This is a genomic window from Syntrophomonas sp. DTU019 (genome assembly GCA_913757435.1).
In the GTDB taxonomy this organism is placed as follows: Bacteria; Bacillota; Syntrophomonadia; order Syntrophomonadales; family Syntrophomonadaceae; genus DTU019.
Window position 1 is genome coordinate 173,177 of sequence record CAJYDM010000005.1, and the last position, 19,454, is coordinate 192,630.

Annotated in this window: 23 protein-coding genes and 2 riboswitches; of the genes, 20 read left to right on the forward strand and 3 right to left on the reverse strand. The window is 51.6% G+C overall.

Annotated features, from left to right (window positions below; translation table 11 throughout):
• Positions 1 to 5 precede the first annotated feature (5 nt).
• Together AC15IQ_RS12780 and AC15IQ_RS12785 are read left to right on the forward strand one after the other, a co-directional pair.
• Positions 6 to 827 (forward strand): bifunctional 5,10-methylenetetrahydrofolate dehydrogenase/5,10-methenyltetrahydrofolate cyclohydrolase, encoded by an 822-nt coding sequence (locus AC15IQ_RS12780; protein WP_483179532.1) that lies wholly within the window; start codon positions 6 to 8, stop codon positions 825 to 827.
• Between the two features lie 150 nt (positions 828 to 977).
• Positions 978 to 1,520 (forward strand): cob(I)yrinic acid a,c-diamide adenosyltransferase, encoded by a 543-nt coding sequence (locus AC15IQ_RS12785; RefSeq protein ID WP_483179533.1) that lies wholly within the window; start codon positions 978 to 980, stop codon positions 1,518 to 1,520.
• A 675-nt stretch (positions 1,521 to 2,195) separates the two neighbouring features.
• Positions 2,196 to 2,317, reverse strand: a riboswitch (molybdenum cofactor riboswitch).
• 46 nt (positions 2,318 to 2,363) lie between these two features.
• Here the strand turns inward: AC15IQ_RS12785 and AC15IQ_RS12790 are convergent.
• Both AC15IQ_RS12790 and AC15IQ_RS12795 read right to left on the reverse strand, forming a co-directional pair.
• Positions 2,364 to 2,486, reverse strand: a complete 123-nt coding sequence (locus AC15IQ_RS12790) for a hypothetical protein (protein WP_483179534.1) — start codon at positions 2,484 to 2,486, stop codon at positions 2,364 to 2,366.
• 94 nt (positions 2,487 to 2,580) lie between these two features.
• On the reverse strand, positions 2,581 to 4,113 hold the full coding sequence (locus AC15IQ_RS12795) for a YifB family Mg chelatase-like AAA ATPase (RefSeq protein WP_483179535.1): 1,533 nt from the start codon (positions 4,111 to 4,113) through the stop codon (positions 2,581 to 2,583).
• A 153-nt stretch (positions 4,114 to 4,266) separates the two neighbouring features.
• Between AC15IQ_RS12795 and AC15IQ_RS12800 the strand changes: the two genes are divergently transcribed.
• Both AC15IQ_RS12800 and AC15IQ_RS12805 read left to right on the forward strand, forming a co-directional pair.
• Entirely contained in the window at positions 4,267 to 4,485 is a 219-nt protein-coding gene (locus tag AC15IQ_RS12800) for a transposase (RefSeq protein WP_483179536.1), read from the forward strand.
• Between the two features lie 20 nt (positions 4,486 to 4,505).
• A complete protein-coding gene (locus tag AC15IQ_RS12805; RefSeq protein ID WP_483179537.1) occupies positions 4,506 to 5,423 on the forward strand; it encodes an MBL fold metallo-hydrolase in 918 nt (305 codons plus the stop codon).
• A gap of 21 nt (positions 5,424 to 5,444) precedes the next feature.
• On the opposite strand, the gene AC15IQ_RS12810 is transcribed toward AC15IQ_RS12805, so the two are convergent.
• Positions 5,445 to 5,678, reverse strand: coding sequence for a hypothetical protein (locus AC15IQ_RS12810; RefSeq protein WP_483179538.1), 234 nt, complete (start codon positions 5,676 to 5,678; stop codon positions 5,445 to 5,447).
• Positions 5,679 to 5,846: 168 nt separating this feature from the next.
• Here AC15IQ_RS12810 and AC15IQ_RS12815 point away from each other — a divergent pair, with 168 nt between their 5' ends.
• The 16 genes from AC15IQ_RS12815 to queA all read left to right on the forward strand — a co-directional run bounded on the left by AC15IQ_RS12815 (position 5,847) and on the right by queA (position 19,422).
• Positions 5,847 to 6,188 (forward strand): phage holin family protein, encoded by a 342-nt coding sequence (locus AC15IQ_RS12815; protein WP_483179539.1) that lies wholly within the window; start codon positions 5,847 to 5,849, stop codon positions 6,186 to 6,188.
• Positions 6,189 to 6,436: 248 nt separating this feature from the next.
• On the forward strand, positions 6,437 to 6,706 hold the full coding sequence (tatB, locus tag AC15IQ_RS12820) for a Sec-independent protein translocase protein TatB (RefSeq protein WP_483179540.1): 270 nt from the start codon (positions 6,437 to 6,439) through the stop codon (positions 6,704 to 6,706).
• Between the two features lie 43 nt (positions 6,707 to 6,749).
• Positions 6,750 to 6,858, forward strand: a riboswitch (SAM riboswitch).
• Between the two features lie 78 nt (positions 6,859 to 6,936).
• Positions 6,937 to 9,429, forward strand: coding sequence for a homocysteine S-methyltransferase family protein (locus AC15IQ_RS12825; RefSeq protein WP_483179541.1), 2,493 nt, complete (start codon positions 6,937 to 6,939; stop codon positions 9,427 to 9,429).
• 12 nt (positions 9,430 to 9,441) lie between these two features.
• Positions 9,442 to 10,677: a homocysteine biosynthesis protein gene (locus AC15IQ_RS12830; protein ID WP_483179542.1), complete on the forward strand. Its 1,236-nt coding sequence runs from the start codon at positions 9,442 to 9,444 to the stop codon at positions 10,675 to 10,677.
• 5 nt (positions 10,678 to 10,682) lie between these two features.
• Positions 10,683 to 11,105: an NIL domain-containing protein gene (locus AC15IQ_RS12835; RefSeq protein WP_483179543.1), complete on the forward strand. Its 423-nt coding sequence runs from the start codon at positions 10,683 to 10,685 to the stop codon at positions 11,103 to 11,105.
• A gap of 6 nt (positions 11,106 to 11,111) precedes the next feature.
• Complete coding sequence (locus tag AC15IQ_RS12840) at positions 11,112 to 11,882, forward strand: UPF0280 family protein (protein ID WP_483179544.1); 771 nt, start codon at positions 11,112 to 11,114, stop codon at positions 11,880 to 11,882.
• 247 nt (positions 11,883 to 12,129) lie between these two features.
• Entirely contained in the window at positions 12,130 to 12,879 is a 750-nt protein-coding gene (gene nadE, locus AC15IQ_RS12845) for an NAD(+) synthase (protein ID WP_483179545.1), read from the forward strand.
• Positions 12,880 to 12,921: 42 nt separating this feature from the next.
• Positions 12,922 to 13,608, forward strand: coding sequence for a methyltransferase family protein (locus AC15IQ_RS12850; RefSeq protein ID WP_483179546.1), 687 nt, complete (start codon positions 12,922 to 12,924; stop codon positions 13,606 to 13,608).
• A 24-nt stretch (positions 13,609 to 13,632) separates the two neighbouring features.
• Positions 13,633 to 14,388, forward strand: coding sequence for a YebC/PmpR family DNA-binding transcriptional regulator (locus tag AC15IQ_RS12855; RefSeq protein ID WP_483179547.1), 756 nt, complete (start codon positions 13,633 to 13,635; stop codon positions 14,386 to 14,388).
• Positions 14,389 to 14,522: 134 nt separating this feature from the next.
• On the forward strand, positions 14,523 to 15,092 hold the full coding sequence (locus AC15IQ_RS12860; protein WP_483179548.1) for a hypothetical protein: 570 nt from the start codon (positions 14,523 to 14,525) through the stop codon (positions 15,090 to 15,092).
• Positions 15,093 to 15,229: 137 nt separating this feature from the next.
• Entirely contained in the window at positions 15,230 to 15,727 is a 498-nt protein-coding gene (gene ruvC, locus AC15IQ_RS12865; RefSeq protein ID WP_483179549.1) for a crossover junction endodeoxyribonuclease RuvC, read from the forward strand.
• 95 nt (positions 15,728 to 15,822) lie between these two features.
• On the forward strand, positions 15,823 to 16,425 hold the full coding sequence (gene ruvA / locus AC15IQ_RS12870) for a Holliday junction branch migration protein RuvA (RefSeq protein ID WP_483179550.1): 603 nt from the start codon (positions 15,823 to 15,825) through the stop codon (positions 16,423 to 16,425).
• Positions 16,426 to 16,439: 14 nt separating this feature from the next.
• Entirely contained in the window at positions 16,440 to 17,483 is a 1,044-nt protein-coding gene (ruvB, locus tag AC15IQ_RS12875; protein ID WP_483179551.1) for a Holliday junction branch migration DNA helicase RuvB, read from the forward strand.
• A gap of 15 nt (positions 17,484 to 17,498) precedes the next feature.
• Positions 17,499 to 18,071: an epoxyqueuosine reductase QueH gene (locus tag AC15IQ_RS12880; protein ID WP_483179552.1), complete on the forward strand. Its 573-nt coding sequence runs from the start codon at positions 17,499 to 17,501 to the stop codon at positions 18,069 to 18,071.
• A complete protein-coding gene (locus tag AC15IQ_RS12885; RefSeq protein WP_483179553.1) occupies positions 18,068 to 18,295 on the forward strand; it encodes a DUF2905 domain-containing protein in 228 nt (75 codons plus the stop codon). Before AC15IQ_RS12880 ends, AC15IQ_RS12885 begins: the two co-directional genes overlap by 4 nt.
• Before the next feature lie 50 nt (positions 18,296 to 18,345).
• Entirely contained in the window at positions 18,346 to 19,422 is a 1,077-nt protein-coding gene (gene queA / locus AC15IQ_RS12890) for a tRNA preQ1(34) S-adenosylmethionine ribosyltransferase-isomerase QueA (protein WP_483179554.1), read from the forward strand.
• Positions 19,423 to 19,454 lie beyond the last annotated feature (32 nt).

Genomic DNA, 19,454 nt, shown 5'->3' on the forward strand with positions numbered 1-19,454 from the left:
CAGAAATGCTGGTATACGGCAAGGAATTGCGCGAACAGATGAAAGCCCGCATCAAAGCTCAGGCTGAAATGCTTCCTATGCAGATGGCGATATTGAAGATCGGCGACGATAAGGCGTCGCAATCATATGTAAACAGCTTGGTCAACTTCGGCAGAGATACCGGCATCCCGGTAGAGGTAATTCGCCTGGATGAACAGTGTACCCAGGCCGAGGCCTGCCGGGTGATTCAGGAATTGAACAGCAACCCTGATATTACCGGGATAATGATACAGAAACCCCTGCCCCCGCATATCGATGACAACAGACTGATGCATACCATCGATTATAATAAAGATGTGGAAGGGCTGCATTACTATAATCTGGGAAAGTTGTTGACCAAAGCGCCTGGAGTGAGACCATCGACTCCTAAAGCGGTGATGAGCATGCTGGCAGCCAATGGAGTCGAAATCAGCGGCAAAAAGGTCACCATAGTGGGGCGCAGCATCATCGTGGGCCATCCCCTTGCGGCAATGATGACCGCACAAGATGCCACTGTGACCCTGTGTCACACTCGCACCCGTGACCTGGCTGCGGAGACCAGGGCTGCAGATATCATCGTTGCCGCGGTAGGCCAAGCCAATCTAATAACTGCCGAAATGGTGAGTGCAGGCTGCGTTATAATGGACGCCGGCATCAATGTGGATGACAGCGGCGCTATCCTGGGCGATGTCCACCCCGAGGCTAAAGGCAAGGCCAGCATAGCCAGCGCTGTGCCAGGGGGCATCGGGATGATCACTGTGGGCGAATTATTCGACAACCTGCTAACCCTAAAGCTGCAAAATGTATGATGTATTTTGGCACTGATCAGCGGGGATTTAATTTCTGTACAAAATAAATGGGTCAGCAAAGCAGGATTTTGGAGCCGGTATATAAAATACATGGGTAAATAGAATTAGATGCGAGTAGATAGCAAAATTAGATAAGGAGAGGGGTAAACCATGAACGAAGAACTACTTAAAAGGGGCTATGTGCAGGTATATACCGGCAACTGCAAAGGAAAAACCACGGCTGCCTTGGGATTGGCCTTTCGGGCTATGGGCAAAGGCTTAAAGACCTATGTGGGGCAGTTCATGAAAGGCGGGGAATATGCTGAACTGGATTCAGCCAGAATGGTCAGCCCTTATATAACCATCGAACAGTATGGCAAAAAGGGCTTCATAAAGCTGACCAACCCGCCGCCACAGGAAGCTGTCGACCTGGCCATGGCAGGCCTGGAAAAGGCTAAACAGGCCATAGCCTCGGGGCAATACGATATCATCGTGCTGGACGAGATCAACACCGCCAACTATTTTCACCTCATTCCGGTTGAGGCCATATTGGACCTCATCGCCAGCAAACCTGAAGGTTTAGAACTGGTATTGACCGGCGGCCCTCAGGCTCATGACCGGGTCATCGAGGCTGCCGACTTGGTCACACAGATGGTAGAGGTCAAACATTATTATCAGCAAGGAGTGCCGGCCCGGGAAGGTATTGAGAAATAAAAGGGCTGCTTGCTCACCATCACCAATGGAAATAGTTAAAGACTTGCTTTAGTTGCTGATCAACCAGGATACAGTTGTTGTCAAGTAAGCCTTGTTCCAGCACCACTTTCTGAGGTGCGGGCATAACGTATAATAAGGTCAACAGCCAGAGCTTTTAAAAACATAATCATAGCACAGCGTACATCAAGGTCGGGGTGATAAGGTAACTTAATACGCCCCGGCCTGTTTTATATGTCTTCAGGCTAAGTTGAGTTCGGTACGGGTTATGATCTTTCTTAAGGCAGTGGTCAATTCTGGCAGTACTTTGGGGTCACATTGAGTTTGTAGCCTTTTTAGGTCCAAGGCGATACTATTCACCAAACCCTAAAAGTGGTTTACTGCATGCGAGTCTGATGTATTTACCGGATCTTACTGATAAAACCTTGTTTTACTTCATCAAACCGGAGCCCGCCCCCATTCTTCAGTTGGGCGAACCCCAAAAAAGAAGATTCCCGCAGTAAGCGGGAACAAAAAAAATGGGATCATATGTTAGAGCTCGTCAAGAGCCGGCAACCGAAATAAAAAAACCATACCCGTACAGGTATGGCTACCGTGCCTTATTGACACCATGGAAGAACCAGGCATCACAAACATCTGAATCCTGGGCTGAATTGAATCATTACACCCATCAGGATTAAGAGGGCACAATAAACTCCTTTCCAAAAATACGGGGAGGCACGACCGTTTCCAGCCATACCCACAGGCCTAACACTCATAACCGAAGCTTTAGACTGAAAGGCTCGGAGTTATATGCAATTGTCATATTAGTCATATTATCATACTTTATGACATCCGGATAGTATTTTATAGAACAAGATTCAGCTTTAGCAGGAAAAAAATCAGCATGGCGACTAAAAGAATGGTAAAGCTGCCAAATACTATAGCAGCTTTATGTTTTTCCCAGACAGATGCCGGTTTTTCCGGCATAACACCACCCCCACCGGTCTTTCTAGTCAATCCTGACCACTTTATCTTATTTTATACGGCCGGGGTGCGCAGTCCAAGTGATAAAATCTCCAGATCAGTGATTCCAATATTTTCGATCCAGGCTGCGATACTGTATGGCTTCAGCGAGGTGATGAGGCTTTATTGCCTGACTCTGCTCCAGGTCGGCAATGGTGCGCGCCAATTTAAGAACTCGGTCATAAGCCCGGGCACTCATGTGCAGATGTTTAAAGGCCATTTTTAACATTCGGTCGGCTTCGTCACCGAGGCGGCAATAGGCCTTTATTTCTCTGCTGCCCATGGTTGCATTCAGCATTCCGGGATGGTCCCGGAAACGGCGGGCTTGAACATCCCGGGCAGCGACGATAGCCACTTTCATCTCCGCAGTGGTAAGGCCGGGTGATAGGCCGGTCAAATCCTCGTATTGCACCTGAGGCACTTCCAGATGGATATCCATGCGGTCTAATAACGGGCCGCTGATGCGACTCAAATAACGCTGCACCTGCAGGGGGGTACAGTGGCATTCGCGGTCGCTTCCCAAAAGGCCGCACAGGCAGGGATTCATGGAAGCGATCAGGCAGAAGCGGGCCGGATAAGTATAGGTAGCCTGGGCCCGGGCTACAGTCACTGTGCGGTCCTCCAGCGGCTGCCGCAAGGCCTCCAGTACATCGCGATTGAATTCAGGCAATTCGTCCAGGAACAGCACCCCGTTGAGGGCCAAGCTGATCTCACCGGGGCGGGGCACCTTGCCGCCTCCGATTATGCTGGCTGCGGAGGCATTCTTATGCGGACTGCGGAAGGGACGGTTTAGAATCAAGGGCTGGTCAGTGCTCAGCAGGCCGGCAACCGAATAAATACGAGTGGTGTCAAGGATCTCCTCCCGGCTCATGGGAGGCATAATGGCAGGAAAACGGCGTGCCAGCATAGTTTTACCGCCTCCTGGAGGGCCGATCATGAGAACGTTGTGCATCCCGGCGGCCGCGGTGAGCAGAGCCCGTTTGGCGCTTTCCTGCCCGCGCACTTCCTCAAAATCCGGGCAGAACCGAGATGCATGCAGTACGTCGATATCAATTGGCGGGGTGGCAGCGATAAGCGCCGTGCCTTCTAGGTGAGCGCAGACCTGTTTCAGGTCGCCAGCCGCAATCACGGTGATGCCGTCAACCACGGCAGCTTCGACTTTATTGCTGTCCGGCACCACAAAAGCTGTACCGGGCACCTCTTTGGCCAGGCTCAAGGACATGGGCAGTATACCCGGAACGGGGCGCAAGCTGCCGTCCAGGGACAGTTCGCCGGCCAGAAAAACCGGTTCTGAGCAGGGCAAATCCAGTTGCCCTGACGCTGCCAGAATGCCGACCGCAATGGCCAGGTCAAAATGGCTGCCTTCTTTTCTAATATCAGCAGGAGCCAGATTGACTGTCAAACGCTGGTTGGGGAACTTGTAGCCGGCATTCTTGATAGCGGCTCTGACCCTCTCCCGGGCCTCTTTAATGGCGGTCGAGGCCAGACCAACCACATCGAAGGCCGGCAACCCGGAGTGAATGTCGCACTCCACCTTCACCGGTAAGGCATCGACACCGGCTATCACCAGGGTATTCACGCTTGCCAGCATACAAAAACCCCTTTGGACTGATTGCAATCTGCAGTGTATACCCAAATATTACCATAAACAACCCGGATTCGCCTAATAATTAGCAAATGTCAAGGGGACGGGGTTGTTGACAATATTATCAATCTAAGGCTAGCCTTAATCAGGTGTGTTTTTATGCCAAGAAAGGCCCGGCAAAAAAGTAGTAGCGGAATCTATCATGTAATGATGAGAGGAATAAACCGGCAGACGATATTTGAAGACGAAGAAGATTATGGAAAATTTCTTCAGACCATATTGAAGTGCAAAGCAAAATGCGGCTATACAATTCATGCATATTGTTTGATGAGCAATCATGTTCATCTGTTGATAAAGGTTGGAAAAGAATCCTTCTGACACCTACGGGAGAATAAGCTATGTACATAACAGATTCGGGGCCCATAACAGATAATCTGCATATATTCGGACCGGGCGGTTTTCGCGCCTACCTTTGCGACGCGCCTGTTGCGGCGCTGTTTGAAGGGGGCATTACCTGTTTGGGGAAGGTGTACGTTAACGCCATCAGGACCATTATGAACCCCCGCCAACCACAAATGCTGTTTCTCAGCCATGGACACTGGGACCATTGCGGAGCGGCGGCCTACCTAAAAGAGGCCTTCCCGGGATTAAAGATAGCGGCTTCTGCGCAGACAACACAAATCCATTCCAGGGCTAACGCGGTGAAACTTATCAGTGAACTGAATCGCGAGACCGCAGCGGTTGTGGCCGCAAGTGGTGAGTTTGAGGTCTCGGATTTAATAATGCAGCCTTATGAAGGTTTCAGGGTGGATTTGGAGGTGCGAGACGGGGACAGAATCGAACTGGGGGCTGGGATTACGGTAGAGATTATGGCGACGCCTGGCCACACCCGCGATCATCTCTGCTATTATATGCCACTACAAAGGATCCTCATGGCAGGGGAAGCCGCCGGACTATTGTACCCGTCTGGGGTACTAAACTGTGAATTCGTTTCCGATTTTCAGCAATATCTGGACTCGCTGCAACGGCTGGCAGCACTGCCGGTCGAGATCCTCTGTCAGGGACATCTAATGGTGGTGATGGGCAGGGAGACGGTCAAGTCCTTTTTCCAGCGCTCCATACAGGCCACTCTCAACCTCCGGGATGAAATCTACCTTCTCCTCGATGAAGAGCATGGCTCTGTGGAAAACACTGTCAAGCGTTTGAAAAGCGCTCATTATGATCCTATGCCTTACCCTAAACAGCCTGAAGCTGCCTATCTGATAAACGCCACTGCGCGAGTTGCCCATCTGGCCAGGCATCGCTATGAAGCCTAGCGCACAGCGATTGTAGTGTGCTTAGAACCTCTGCTTGGGGATCAGAATATCCAGTCTGCCCATCTGATAGAGCTGGAACAGGACTATAAGCAGGAAAATCACCACTCCGGTAAACCATACTACCCAGAAATATTTAAATATGTTGGCATGTCTCTCCTTGAAAGGCGTTTTTTGGGGCTGAGATTTCTTTTGCTTTTTCTCTTCTCTTTTTGCTTCTTTTAATGCCCGGCGTTCTTTCACTTTAGCTTTGGACACCGTCATAACTCCTCTTTTTGAATTTTTACATAATTATATTTTTGACTTCTTTGGATATGAATGCAAGCACAATGTGGATTACGATAAGTCTGCATATTTTCGCTTCCAGGAGGGGAATTATATATTAGCACAACAAGCTTTTAATCTTAAAATAAAGGAGGATTCAGTATGAAAGGGAATTGGATAGGCACCATTGTACGCTTTATCGTCTCTGCAATCGTTCTATTGCTGATTGCTTATCTATTGCCGGGAATCAGAGTGGCAGGCTTTACGGGAGCTTTAATTGCGGCCTTAGTTATTGCGGCTATCGGCTACATCGTTGAGTCTGTAATGGGTGACAAAATCTCGCCGCGCTCCAGAGGGCTGGTTGGCTTCTTAACCGCAGCAGTGGTTATCTATGTCGCTCAATTCCTTATCCCCAACTGGTTATCGGTGTCGGTTTTAGGCGCTCTGCTGGCTGCACTGGTGATAGGAATCGTGGATGCCTTTGTACCTACCGAACTGAGATAGTTACGCGCTAAAAAACTTAACGGCAGTAATGAAAATCGGGTCGGGTTCATCGACCTGATTTTTTATGGGTGGTCTTGGTATTGTCATTTTACCTTAAGGCCGGATAAAACATGGGCACAGCCGGGGATTAACCTGATCTTGCCCGGAGAGCCGGCCTCAAAAACCATTGCCAAGCGCAGCAAAGACAAGTAAAATGTACTGAGATGATAAGCCCTAGGTTTTAACACTAAAGAATCAGAGGTGTATTGATGTTTAACATCGGTCCCTGGGAATTGATCTTGATTCTGGTCGTGGCCTTGATAGTAGTCGGGCCGGGCAAGCTCCCTGAAGTTGCCAAATCATTAGGCAAGGCTACTCGCGAGTTCAAGAAGGCCACTACTGGAATAAAAAAGGAATTTGATGAAGCCATCAAATCAGTAGACGAACCGGCTGCTCCTCCCAAAGCAGAGAGCCAGCCGTCGATAGTTGCGGGCCAAACCGCCCCGTCTGAGACTGAGGCTGAAGAAGGCTCGAAATAACGGCCTGCGTATGTGACGACAGCATCGAATTTAATATACTCAAATCTTATCAAGAGTGGTTGAGGGACGGGCCCGATGAAACCCGGCAACCGCCTCCTTTATGGAGGTATGGTGCTAAATCCTGCAGGAGTAGTACTCCTGAAAGATGAGAGAGCTTTCCACGCCCTCTCGATTAGAGGGTTTTTTTACTTTGAGTTGGCATTGATTTTATATATAAGGGAGGATTAACAATGGCTGCATGGGATGTATCTGCATTACTGAAAAAGAGATGCTTGATTATGGATGGTGCTATGGGCACCATGTTGCAGAAACACGGTATGCAGCCGGGTATGTGTCCGGAATTGTTCGCCATACAGAATGAAGCCCTTCTGGAGGACATCCATTATCAATATGTAAATGCCGGGGCTGACATCATCGAGACCTTCAGCTTCGGTGCCAATTACTATAAATTGCAGGCTTACGGCCTGGAAGATATGGTGGCAGAACTGAATCAAGAGGCGGTCCGGGTGGCCAGGCAGGCCAGCGCTGGCAAAGCCCTGGTGGCAGCTTGCATAGGCCCTACCGGGCAGCTCTTAAAACCCATGGGTGCAGTCGATTTTGATGACCTGTTTAAGGTCTTTACCCAGCAGATCATCGCCTGTGAAAAGGCAGGAGCAGATCTCATCTGCATCGAGACCATGACTGACATAGGGGAACTGCGGGCTGCGGTGATAGCCGCGCAGGACTGCTCTAAGCTGCCCATCATCGCGCATATGAGCTTCGAAAACGGAGGCCGCACCATGATGGGCACCGATGCTGCCACCGCACTGTATATCCTGGAAGCCCTGAGCCCTCTGGCTATCGGGGCTAACTGTTCTGGCGGAGCCAGGGAGTTATTGCCGGTCATTGCAGCCATGGGACAATTGAGTGACATATACCTATCGGTAGAGCCCAATGCCGGGCTGCCGTTGCTGGTTGATGGTAATACAGTGTTTCCTGAGTCTCCTGAAGAGATGGCCGAACAGGCCTTGCGCCTGCGCCAGGTGGGGGCCAATATCATCGGCGGTTGCTGCGGAACCACCCCGGAGCATATACAGGCTATGGCAGCGGCCTTGCGCGGTATGGCCCCGGTCAAGCGGATCTCAGCTCACAGCCGAGCCCTGGCTTCACGTTCTCGGGCGGTTTTAATCGGTGACAGCAATGAATTGGCCTTTATCGGTGAACGCATCAATCCCACCGCCCGCAAGAAACTAGCCGCAGATATCAAGGCCGGGCAGATGAACCTGGTAGTGGAGGAGGCCCGTCTGCAGGTGGAGAGCGGAGCTCCCATTTTGGATGTGAACATGGGGGTCCCCGGTATTGACGAAGCTGAGGCTATGACCCGTGCGGTCCTAGAGATACAGGCGGCGGTCGACCGGCCCATTTCGATTGATTCCACCCGCCCGGCGGCCATTGAGGCCGGGCTCAAGAACTATGTAGGGAGGCCGTTGATAAACTCTACCACGGCTGAAGATAAACAATTGGATGTGATCCTGCCCCTGGCTAAAAAATACGGGGCCGCCGTTTTAGGCTTGTGCCTGGATGAGAAAGGCATACCCCCCAAGGCTGAGGACAGACTGGAACTGGCCAGGAAGATATATCAGCGGGCCAGGTTTTACGGCTTAAGGAATCAGGACATCTATATCGACTGCCTGGTTACCACTGCCGGAGCTGAGCAAGCCCGCGTCATGGAGACCCTGAAAACCATGCAAATGGTCAAACAAGAGCTGGGAGTGGGCACAGTCCTGGGGGTGAGCAATGTTTCCCACGGGCTGCCGCAGCGAGAAGTGCTGACTTCCACCTTCCTGGCCATGGCCTGGGCTGCAGGGCTGGATCTGCCCATTATGAACCCGTTCGACGACAGAGTGCGGGATGCTACCCGGGCGGCGGCAGTGCTCTTGAACCGGGATCCCGGAGCTGGGGCATATATCGAGCATTATCAAAACCAGCCGAGATCCGCCAATACATCAGTAAGGCACCAGCTGTGCCAGAGCTGCAACATACCCGATCTGCTCATAGCGGCTGCACCCGAAAAAGGTATGCCAGTGCCTGAAAAAAGTGCGCCAGCACTTCCCCAGGAGGGCCTGAGCAGGTTGGGCCGGGCAGTTCTGGAGGGGGATCAGCAGAACATCATCCACCTGCTAAAGGAAGCATTGCCCGGCCGCGATCCTATGGCGGTGGTCAATCAGGATCTCATCCCGGGCATTGAGGAGGCCGGTTTGCGTTATGATCAAAAGGTGTACTTCCTGCCCCAGCTGATGATGGCGGCTGAGACCATGAAAAAGGCTTTCGGTTATTTGAAACCGCTCCTCACCGAGGGTGCTCTGCATTCCCGGGGTACCGTGGTGTTGGCCACTGTGGAGGGGGATATTCACGACATCGGCAAAAACATCGTGGCTATAATGTTGGAGAACTATGGCCTTAAGGTGATAGACCTGGGCAAAGACGTGCCGGCAGCAGCCATTCTGCAAGAGGCTGAACGCCACCAGGCTGATATAATCGGGTTGAGCGCCCTGATGACCACCACCATGCCGCGCATGGCAGAAGTCATCGCCGGGGTGCGAGAGCAGGGTCTGAGATGCAAGGTGATGGTGGGAGGAGCAGTATTGACCCAGGAATATGCCGACTTGATCGGCGCTGATGGATTTGCAGCAGACGCCCGCAAAGCAATCACGGTTGCCACCGGGCTGGTGGATATAAACTAAGGGGGAGGAGCCATGACCTACAAGAAGTCTTATGAAGAAATCAATGAAAAGATCCGCCGGGGGGAAGCCGTAGTGGTTACCGCTGAAGAAGTGATTGATGTGGTGGCGGAAAAAGGCTATGCCCAAGCGGCCAAGGAAATCGATGTAGTCACCACCGGAACCTTCGGACCGATGTGTTCATCAGGGGTATTCATAAATTTTGGCCACGCTAAACCACGCATCCGCATGCAGAAGGTATGGCTCAATGGGGTCGAGGCCTACGGCGGCATCGCTGCTGTCGATGCCTATATCGGAGCCGCCCAGGTGGCGGAGAATGATCCCGAAAATAAAGTGTATCCGGGCCGGTTCATGTATGGCGGCGGGCATGTCATCCATGACCTGGTGGCCGGCAAGGAGATACGTCTGGAGGCCATTTCCTATGGCACTGATTGCTATCCCAATAAAAGCGTGGATACAGTCATAACCCTGGCCGATGTTAATGAGGCGTTCATGTTTAATCCGCGCAACGCTTATCAGAATTATAACTGCGCGGTCAACCTGGGCGACAAAACCATTTACACCTACATGGGGGTCTTAAAACCCAAGATGGGAAATGCGGCTTATTCGACCTCCGGGCAACTGAGCCCCTTATTCAATGATCCGCATTACCGCACCACTGGGATCGGCACCCGCATTTTCCTGGGTGGGGGCATAGGTTATGTGGCTTGGAACGGCACCCAGCATCATCCCAACGTGCAGCGTGGGGAAAACGGTGTTCCCATGGTAACTGCGGGGACGTTGTCGCTGATTGGCGACCTGAAACAGATGGACCCCAACTGGCTGGTGGGCTTAAGCTATCTCGGATATGGACCTACCCTGGCGGTGGGCGTGGGCATCCCCATTCCCATCCTGGATGAGGAAATGCTGCGCTATACAGCGGTTGAAGATAAGGACATTTTCCTGCCGGTGGTGGATTACCATCAGGGCTATCCTTATGGCAATCATACTGACCTGGGCTTTGTCAGTTTTAGAGATCTCAAGAGCGGCCGGGTAAATATCCAGGGCAAGGAAGTAGTGACCACACCGCAGTCCAGCTATCCGAGGGCTAGACAGATCGCAGCCATCCTCAAAGCCTGGATACAGGCCGAAAAATTCGAACTCACCCAGCCGGTGGCAAGTCTGCCCGGAGCGGATAGCCCGATAGATTTCAAATCACTCCCTGATCGCCAGCCCAATGGGGTTATTTCCATGATCAGGAACAGGAGGTAGCGGAAATGAAAAACAGAGTGGTTTTGTATTTTTCAGCGGCACAATCAGAACGGCCCATTATATACCAGTTGATAAAGAATACCGACTTGATCGTCAATATCCTCAAGGCCGACATCAATCCGCAAAAAGAAGGCTATCTGGTGGTTGAATTGGAAGGGGAAAAAGACTGCTATGAGGCTGGCATAAAATTTCTGAAAAACCTGGGGGTTATCGTAGAGCCCTTAAGCCAGACGGTGGTCTGGCATGATGAATTATGCATCCAATGCGGCGCCTGTGCATCCTTCTGTCCTACTCAGGCCCTGGCCATTGAAAGAGATAGCATGATCGTCTCCTTCGACAACTCCCGCTGTGTGGTTTGTGGCATGTGTCTGGACTGCTGTCCCACCCTGGCCATCAAACTGCACTTTGAAGTCAAGGAGGCGGTTTAAGTCCAGATGAAGCGTCAGCGGGGATATGTACAGCGGGACTACCGCGCCTGGCACGAAGGACACAATCTGCACTATTTTACCGTGCAGGTCAAACAGAGCGACTTGGCTATCGGGGTAGACGAACAGAGCTACCTTGATAGCCTCATGTCTTTATGCAGAAACCAGCTGATTAAGCTGCGCAGTGAGTTGGAAGAATATATCAAACTGCAGCCCCTTTTTCAGACTACTCTGCTGCCCATAAAACTGCGCAGTGATGCGCCGGAGATCGCCAAAAGGATGAGCCGGGCCGCACACCTGGCCCGGGTCGGGCCAATGGCAGCGGTAGCTGGGACTATCGCTGAGATGGTGGGTGAGAAGCTTACAGAGCGCTGCCAGGAAGTAGTGGTAGAAAATGGCGGAGACATCTACTTAAAGAGCAGTGTGGAAAGGGTTGTGGCAGTATTTGCAGGTGAGTCTGATTTCAGTTATCGTATTGGTATAAAGATTCCCGTCAGTAGTCAAGGTTTGGGTATCTGCACCTCTTCAGGGACGGTGGGACATAGTCTGAGCCTGGGAAGAGCCGATGCAGTAGTCATCAAAGCCACCTCTGCAGCCCTGGCTGATGCAGTTGCTACCGGGGCCGGCAACATGGTTAGCAGCAAGGCCGAACTGGTCAAGGCCATCGATTTTGCTCGGGATATACCCGGAGTAACTGGAGTTTTGGCTATAAAAGGCGATCAGCTGGCAGCCTGGGGCGAGATGGAGATAGTGCCGCTTAAGCGGACTGAACCGTCTTAATGCCGGGTTAAAAGACCGGAATGATTATAAAACGGTGAATACCGGAGTGGGCAGGATTCAGCATAAGAGTGTGGAATTCTGTATTTGTTATTACAATTCTGTTAAAATCGACATCGAGAGCTGGTATTGGCCAACATGGGCCGTAAAGGCATGTCGACAACAGCCGCTGGCACAGTGAATCCAATCGGGTCAAGGCCTGCAGGCCTTTAATGGAAGCATGCAGTACTTCTTAAAGGGGTGTAAAACCATGAACCCAGAGGCAGTGGTAGACTATCTGGTAGAGTGGCTGCAGTCTGAAGTGGCAGCAGCCGGGAAATCCGGAGTGGTGATGGGGGTAAGCGGCGGGGTCGATTCTGCAGTGGCGGCTTTAATAGCCAAAAAGGCCTTCCCCGAAAATATGCAGGCTTTGCTGCTGCCCTGTGAAAGCGATCTGACCGACCTGTGGCATGGCCAGTTGCTGGCCGAGCAAAATGACATCCCTTATCAGATCGTGGATCTGGACAATCCTTATCTCCTCCTGGTAGCTCAATTTGAAGCCTACTTAAAGGTGGATGCTGATTCGGGACGGCTCTTAAAAGCCAATATGAAACCGCGCCTGCGTATGTTGACCCTGTACTATGCAGCCCAGGCCAGGAATTACCTGGTGGTAGGTACCAGCAACAAGAGTGAGATCAGTGTGGGCTACAGCACCAAGCATGGGGATAATGCAGTCGATCTGCAGATCTTAGGCGATCTTCTCAAACAGGATGTTTATGCTCTGGCCCGTTATTTACAGGTGCCGGATCTAATCATCAACAAGCCTCCTTCAGGCGGCCTATGGGTGGGACAGACCGATGAGGCCGAGATGGGCTTCACCTACCAGCAATTGGATGCCTACCTGAGCAGCGGTCAGGGTGATGCAGAAGTTATCGCCAGAATCGAGGCGATGATGAAAGCCAACCAGCATAAACAGCATTTGCCCAAGGTGGCGGTGCTTCCTGACCGGTTAAAGCAGTAAACCAGGGCTAATATCAACAGGGGATCAGAAAGGGATGGTGTTTTGAATTCCAGGCAAAAGAGCGTATTGATCCGTATCACGCTGGCGGTCTTGGTATTTCTGTATGTAGCTTATGTGGCTAACAATTATGTATTGAGCGGGCGCCTGCCCCGATTTGATTTTAATGTCATAACATCGTTCGTGGGCATTTACTTCATCTGGACCATCATATCTGAAACGGTCTTATACCAAGACCCGGATGTATTTGTAACCGAAGACGAAGATCAATGGTCATACGCCTACCTGCAGTTGGCGTCCATGATCGCGCTGTTTTACGCGGCCATAGATTTTGTCTCTACTCACTGGACCCGCATTTATGCTCTGGAGCCAGGCATCATTTATGTCGGCATGGCTCTGTTCCTTTTCTCATGCTTCTATCGGGGGTGGGGTTTAAGGGCTATCGGCAAATATTTTAACCCTCGCATCGCGGTTTATGAGGGGCATCAATTGGTCACCAGCGGTCCTTACCGGTCGGTGCGGCACCCTCTCTACCTGGGGGTTTTTATCAGCCTGATCGGCATCGATTTGATATTTAGCTCCTGGGGAGCCTTGCTTATCACCGTTTTAGGTATCCTACCCCTGTTGATCTATCGTATCAACCTTGAAGAAGCCTTCATGCAGAAGCACTTCGGGGAGCAGTATAGGGATTATATGAAGACGAGCAAAAAGCTGATACCGGGGTTATGGTAACAATCGTTAGTAAGGGGGTTTTTTATGTCAGGACATTCAAAATGGGCCAATATCAAACACAAGAAAGCCAAATCCGATGAGAAACGCGGCAAGGAATTCACCAAAGTGGCCAAAGAGATCACTATTGCAGTGAAAAGTGGCGGAGGCGGAGACCCGGAGAGCAACGCCAAGCTGAAATTGGCCATACAGAAGGCCAAGAGCATCAATATGCCCAATGACAATATCACCCGGGCCATCAAGAAAGGCACCGGGGAGATTCAGAGCGAGGCCATCGAAGAGTTTTGCTATGAAGGCTACGCCCCTGCCGGGGTAGCGGTGATGCTGGATATAGCCACCGACAACCGCAATCGCACGGCGCCGGATATCCGCCATCTGTTTTCCAAACATAATGGCAATCTGGGTGAGGCCGGCTGTGTTAGCTGGATGTTCAAGAGGGTAGGTCTGATCAGCATAGAAAAAGAAAAAGCCCCCGATGAGGAAGAACTGATACTCTTAGCCCTGGAATACGGAGCCGACGATGTGCGCGACGAAGGGGACACATTTGATATCATAACCAGCGTGGAGAACTTCCTGGAGGTCAAAGAAGCCCTGGAAAAGGCAGGGGTCAGCGTTGCAGAGGCGGACCTGGACATGCTCCCTGAAAACCAGGTGGAAATCAATGACGTGGAAACGGCTTTGAAGATCATTAAACTGATCGACCTCTTAGAAGACCATGATGATGTGCAGCGGGTGTATACCAATATGAACCTGAGTGATGAGGTCCTGGCCAAACTCAGCTAAAGAACCCAACAGAGAATCCAATAGAATCCAACAGAGGGATGTTCTTTGTTGGCTTAGAAGCCAACAAAGAACATCCCTCTGTTGGGTATAAATCGGCATAATTTGGCAATAATAAGCCGAAAGAGGTGATAACCGTGAAACACAAAGCCGTGACCGTCGTGCTATTGACAGCTATGCTGCTGCTAAGTCTGGGACTGGTGTTCTTTGTTACCGGGGGAGAGACCTTCGATAGACTGGTCAATGAACGTAAACCACTGCTCGAGGTCCAGCCTGTACAGAGCAGGGTGGACAATAATACGCAGGTGATATATGAACGGGAATATCAGCAATGCGGTCATGTAGTCATTTCTGACTTTCCTAATGCCTTGGAACTGATTGGGAAGACCATAGATGAAATCCGGGCACTTTATAACGAACAGAACGGTTATCAGATCAGCATAAGCAACAACACCATCACGCTGCGCCAGCAGGTCAATGATTGGTGTCCACAGGAATATGAGAAAACCCGTTTCAAGGAATATCAGGGACGGATTGCAGTGTATAAAGGCCCTGATGCCAGCCATGACCAACTATTGAAGGTCACCAGCATACGAGTCGACTCCTTGCCTGCAGATCTTATTGCCGCCATCCGCAACGGGAATTATGAGTTTGCAGACGAAACTATGTTGAACGATGCACTAGAGAGCCTCGACGAATATATGTAAACACCCCCGAACACAAGTTTGGGCAGACTAAGGCCGGTTATCTGGCCTTTATCTTTGTTTTCTGGGCCATTTATGCATAGCACTGGCCCCAAATATCAAGTATCATAAGTGTAGCTTAAGGTAAGGAAATTATTGTTATGAGGGTTTTAGGACTCGATCCGGGAACCGCCCGCACCGGATATGGGGCGGTAGAATACCGCAGCGGCCGGCTCAAGGCGCTCGATTACGGGCTGATCACCACCACTGCGGATATGGAGATGCCGCAGCGCTTGCAGGTCATCAATCGCCAATTGGCAGGATTGATCGACACCATCAGGCCTGATGCGGTGGCGGTGGAGCAGCTGTATTATTTCAAGAATGCCAAAACGGTTATTACGGTGGCCCAGAGCCGTGGAGTGATACTGTTGACCAGCGCCCAGGCCGGCCTTAGTATAGGCGAATACACTCCTCTGCAGGTCAAGCAGGCGGTAGCCGGATATGGCAATGCTGACAAAAAGCAGGTACAATACATGGTGCAGAAGCTTTTGTCGTTAAAAGAGGTGCCTCAACCTGACGATGCTGCTGACGCCCTGGCGGCAGCCATTTGCCATCTGCACTTCCATCGCCTTACCGACATTTATGGATATAAAGTATAATTAAGACCAGTTCGGGTAGGTGACAGGTGACAAAAAAGGACTGTCCCCATCTATCACCTGCCAGGAATAATTAAAGTACAAATGGGGTTTGCGATATGATCGCTTTCGTCAAGGGCCTACTCCACGACAGCGGCACCGATCAAGCCGTAGTGGATGTAAACGGCCTGGGTTTCGAGATAAATATTCATCAGCGGGCCATTAACCGACTGCCCTCGCCGGGACAACCGGTAATGCTCTATACCCATCTGGCGGTTTCGGAAAATGAATTTAGACTATATGGATTCCTGGACCAGGGCGAACTGGAGCTGTTCAGATTGCTTTTATCGGTATCCGGCATAGGTGCCAAAGCAGCCCTAAATGTGCTCGGCACTATGGACCCGGCCCAATTTTATAAAGCCATTGCCAGCCAGGATGAAAAAGCCCTGTTGCGCATTCCCGGGGTGGGCAAGAAAATGGCTCAGCGCCTGATGTTCGAATTGAAAGACAAGGTTGCTGCTGAGCTGGCCTTGACTCCCCTGGATACCGAACCTGCTCTGCCCATCAATGAAGCCATTGAGGCTCTGGAGGCACTGGGATACAGCCGCAGCGAGGTTTTTCCCGAACTGCTGGAATTAAATAACCAAGGCCAGCTCGGCCAGAATGTGGCCGAGAATGTCAAGTTGGTGCTTAAGAGTAAAGCCCAGCGGATGAAGAAATAGGCGGGAGGCACAAGATGCGGGATGAACGCTTGATATCGCCTCACTTTATCGGCGAAGAAGATCATCAGGAGAATACCACTTTGCGGCCGCTCAAGCTGGCGGATTATATCGGGCAGAGCAAGGTCAAGGATAACATACAGGTATTTATAGAGGCCGCGCGGGGCCGGGCCGAGAGCATAGACCACATCCTTTTAAGCGGGCCGCCGGGCCTGGGCAAAACCACCCTGGCTGCCATAATCGCTAATGAACTCGGCAAGCCGATCCGCAAAACCTCGGGACCGGCCATTGAAAGACCGGGAGATCTGGCCGCCATACTCACCAATTTGGAGCCCGGGGAGATTTTGTTCATCGATGAGATCCACCGCCTCAACCGCACCGTGGAAGAGATCATGTACCCGGCTATGGAGGATTACGCTATCGACATTGTGATCGGCAAAGGCCCCGGAGCCAGGACGCTGTGCCTGGACCTGCCGCCTTTCACCCTGATTGGAGCCACGACCCGCCCGGGCCTTTTGAGTTCCCCCTTGAGGGACCGTTTCGGCATCAATTGCCGCCTGGATTTCTATAACACCCAGGACTTGTTACTGATCATCGAGCGGGCTGCGGCCATTATGGGTCTCAGTATTCATAAACAGGGCGCTGAGGAGATCGCCCGCCGGGCGCGGGGGACGCCGCGCATCGCCAACCGCCTGCTGCGCCGGGTATGGGATTTTGCGCTGGTCAAAGGCGACGGCGTTATTAGTGCAAAACTGGCTAAAATGGCCTTGAACAGCCTGGAGATAGATGAATGCGGCCTGGACAACGTGGATAGAATGATACTGGAAGCCTTGATAAATAAATTCGGGGGCGGACCAGTGGGCTTGGAAACGCTGGCCGCAGTCGTCTCTGAAGAAGGCGATACCTTGAGCGACGTGTATGAACCCTACCTGATTAAATTAGGGTTGATACAAAAGACCCCCAGGGGGCGAGTGGCTACCGAAAGTGCCTACCGGCATATGGGATACCCGGTGAGCCCCTCCTGGAAATCCGACCTTTTCGGCGCCGACACTGAAGTATAGTAAATGGGGTTAAGCATGGCTAAAGTACTGCTGCATACCTGCTGTGGACCGTGTTCCACAGTACCTGTTCCTGCCCTCCGTGAAGAGGGTTTTGATGTCATGGGCTTTTTTTATAATCCCAACATCCACCCTTACACCGAATACCGGCAGCGCTTCGATGCCTTGCAAGAGTATGCCCGACAACAGGAGCTAAAAATCATTGGTGATGCCAACTACGATCCAGTGGAATATTTTCACCACATCACCTTTCGAGAGCAGAAGCGCTGTCTGCTATGCTATCAGATCAGGCTGCAGAAGACGGCGCAAATGGCCCGCTCGGGCAAATTCGATTATTTTTCCACCACACTCCTGGTCAGCCCTTTTCAAAAACACCACTTTATAAAAGAGGCCGGGGAAATAGCAGCAGAGAAATACGGGGTGCCATTCCTTTATCGAGACTTCCGCGATCAGTATAAAGAAACTGTAAGCCGCTCCAGGGAGGCCGGGCTGTACCGGCAGCAATATTGCGGGTGTCTGTACAGTGAGCAAGAACGCTACGCGTCACCAGCACGCCAAGCGAAACGGAACAAGGAGGACGTGACACCATGAACGGGATGGATAGTATAGCCAGACTGCTCATTACCATGGGGATATTAATACTTTTACTCGGAGTGGGATTCTGGCTGATGAGTAAACTGGGTGGGGGCGGGTATCGCATTCCAGGTGATTTTGTGATTCGCCGCGGCAATTTCACGCTCTATTTCCCTCTGGCCAGCGGTATAATTTTGAGCATTATCGTGACTGTTTTGCTGAATCTGTTTTTGAGGAGATAATACGATTGACTGGCGGCGACCAGGCTGGCGCATCCAGGTCGGTCTGATCTATGAAAGAGGAGATAACACTATTGTCAGCCGACGAACACAGCTGCTATTATGACCTGAAACAGTACCAATACCATTTGCCCCCGGATTTGATAGCCCAGTACCCGGTGGAGCCCCGCGACAGCTCGCGCTTGCTGGTGGTGGAGCGGAGCAGCGGGATTCTGCATGACCGCCACTTCCATGATGTAGCAGACTATATCCATCCGGGTGATGTTCTGGTCTTAAACGATACCCGGGTGATCCCGGCCCGTTTGCTGGGTGTAAAAGAGAGTGGCGGGCAGGTGGAAATCCTGCTCTTGCGCAAACAAGGTCAAGAATGGGAAGCTTTGGTGAAACCAGCCCGCCGCCTGCGCCCCGGATATCGCATTCTCTTTCCCGGTTTCGAAAACGCTGCAGCCGTCATTACCGCTGAGCTGGATTTGCCCGGCGGAAGGCTGCTTAAGCTAGTAAACTGCGACGAGCAGGATTTTATAGCCCGGGCAGGGCATATCCCCCTGCCGCCGTACATCGAGCGCCATGACGAGCCCCTTGACGCGGAGCGTTACCAGACCGTCTACGCCCGCCACAGCGGATCGGCAGCCGCCCCGACCGCGGGGCTGCATTTTACAGCCTCCCTGCTGGAGAATCTCCAGGCTAAAGGGATAGAGGTGGCCACTCTGGTGCTGCACGTTGGCCTGGGAACATTCCGTCCGGTAAGTTGTGAGGATATACGTCAGCACAAGATGCACAGCGAATTCTACCAGGTCAGTGCGGAGACCGCGCAAATGCTCAATAGAGCCCGGCAAAATGGGGGACGGGTCATTGCAGTGGGAACCACTGTGGTGCGCACGCTGGAGTCCATCTACGATAAAGAACGGGGCTACCTGGCCGGACAAGGAGAAACCGACTGCTTCATCTACCCGGGATACGATTTTAATGCCATTGACCGTTTGATAACCAATTTTCACCTGCCGGGGTCCTCATTGTTGATGTTGGTTTCCGCTTTCTTGGGGGTGGAGAAGACGAGACAGGCTTATCAGCATGCAGTAACAGAGAGGTACCGGTTTTTCAGCTATGGAGATGCCATGTTCATATATTGACAACCGATCCGGTTACTTAAAGAGATAACGCC

What these genes read in the sequence shown, in the direction of transcription:
- AC15IQ_RS12780 (WP_483179532.1), top strand. Translation starts at nt 6, where the DNA reads ATGCTGGTATACGGCAAGGAATTGCGCGAACAGATGAAAGCCCGCATC.
- AC15IQ_RS12785 (WP_483179533.1), top strand. Translation starts at nt 978, where the DNA reads ATGAACGAAGAACTACTTAAAAGGGGCTATGTGCAGGTATATACCGGC.
- AC15IQ_RS12790 (WP_483179534.1), bottom strand. Translation starts at nt 2,486, where the DNA reads ATGCCGGAAAAACCGGCATCTGTCTGGGAAAAACATAAAGCTGCTATA.
- AC15IQ_RS12795 (WP_483179535.1), bottom strand. Translation starts at nt 4,113, where the DNA reads ATGCTGGCAAGCGTGAATACCCTGGTGATAGCCGGTGTCGATGCCTTA.
- AC15IQ_RS12800 (WP_483179536.1), top strand. Translation starts at nt 4,267, where the DNA reads ATGCCAAGAAAGGCCCGGCAAAAAAGTAGTAGCGGAATCTATCATGTA.
- AC15IQ_RS12805 (WP_483179537.1), top strand. Translation starts at nt 4,506, where the DNA reads ATGTACATAACAGATTCGGGGCCCATAACAGATAATCTGCATATATTC.
- AC15IQ_RS12815 (WP_483179539.1), top strand. Translation starts at nt 5,847, where the DNA reads ATGAAAGGGAATTGGATAGGCACCATTGTACGCTTTATCGTCTCTGCA.
- tatB (WP_483179540.1), top strand. Translation starts at nt 6,437, where the DNA reads ATGTTTAACATCGGTCCCTGGGAATTGATCTTGATTCTGGTCGTGGCC.
- AC15IQ_RS12825 (WP_483179541.1), top strand. Translation starts at nt 6,937, where the DNA reads ATGGCTGCATGGGATGTATCTGCATTACTGAAAAAGAGATGCTTGATT.
- AC15IQ_RS12830 (WP_483179542.1), top strand. Translation starts at nt 9,442, where the DNA reads ATGACCTACAAGAAGTCTTATGAAGAAATCAATGAAAAGATCCGCCGG.
- AC15IQ_RS12835 (WP_483179543.1), top strand. Translation starts at nt 10,683, where the DNA reads ATGAAAAACAGAGTGGTTTTGTATTTTTCAGCGGCACAATCAGAACGG.
- AC15IQ_RS12840 (WP_483179544.1), top strand. Translation starts at nt 11,112, where the DNA reads ATGAAGCGTCAGCGGGGATATGTACAGCGGGACTACCGCGCCTGGCAC.
- nadE (WP_483179545.1), top strand. Translation starts at nt 12,130, where the DNA reads ATGAACCCAGAGGCAGTGGTAGACTATCTGGTAGAGTGGCTGCAGTCT.
- AC15IQ_RS12855 (WP_483179547.1), top strand. Translation starts at nt 13,633, where the DNA reads ATGTCAGGACATTCAAAATGGGCCAATATCAAACACAAGAAAGCCAAA.
- ruvC (WP_483179549.1), top strand. Translation starts at nt 15,230, where the DNA reads ATGAGGGTTTTAGGACTCGATCCGGGAACCGCCCGCACCGGATATGGG.
- ruvA (WP_483179550.1), top strand. Translation starts at nt 15,823, where the DNA reads ATGATCGCTTTCGTCAAGGGCCTACTCCACGACAGCGGCACCGATCAA.
- ruvB (WP_483179551.1), top strand. Translation starts at nt 16,440, where the DNA reads ATGCGGGATGAACGCTTGATATCGCCTCACTTTATCGGCGAAGAAGAT.
- AC15IQ_RS12880 (WP_483179552.1), top strand. Translation starts at nt 17,499, where the DNA reads ATGGCTAAAGTACTGCTGCATACCTGCTGTGGACCGTGTTCCACAGTA.
- AC15IQ_RS12885 (WP_483179553.1), top strand. Translation starts at nt 18,068, where the DNA reads ATGAACGGGATGGATAGTATAGCCAGACTGCTCATTACCATGGGGATA.
- queA (WP_483179554.1), top strand. Translation starts at nt 18,346, where the DNA reads ATGAAAGAGGAGATAACACTATTGTCAGCCGACGAACACAGCTGCTAT.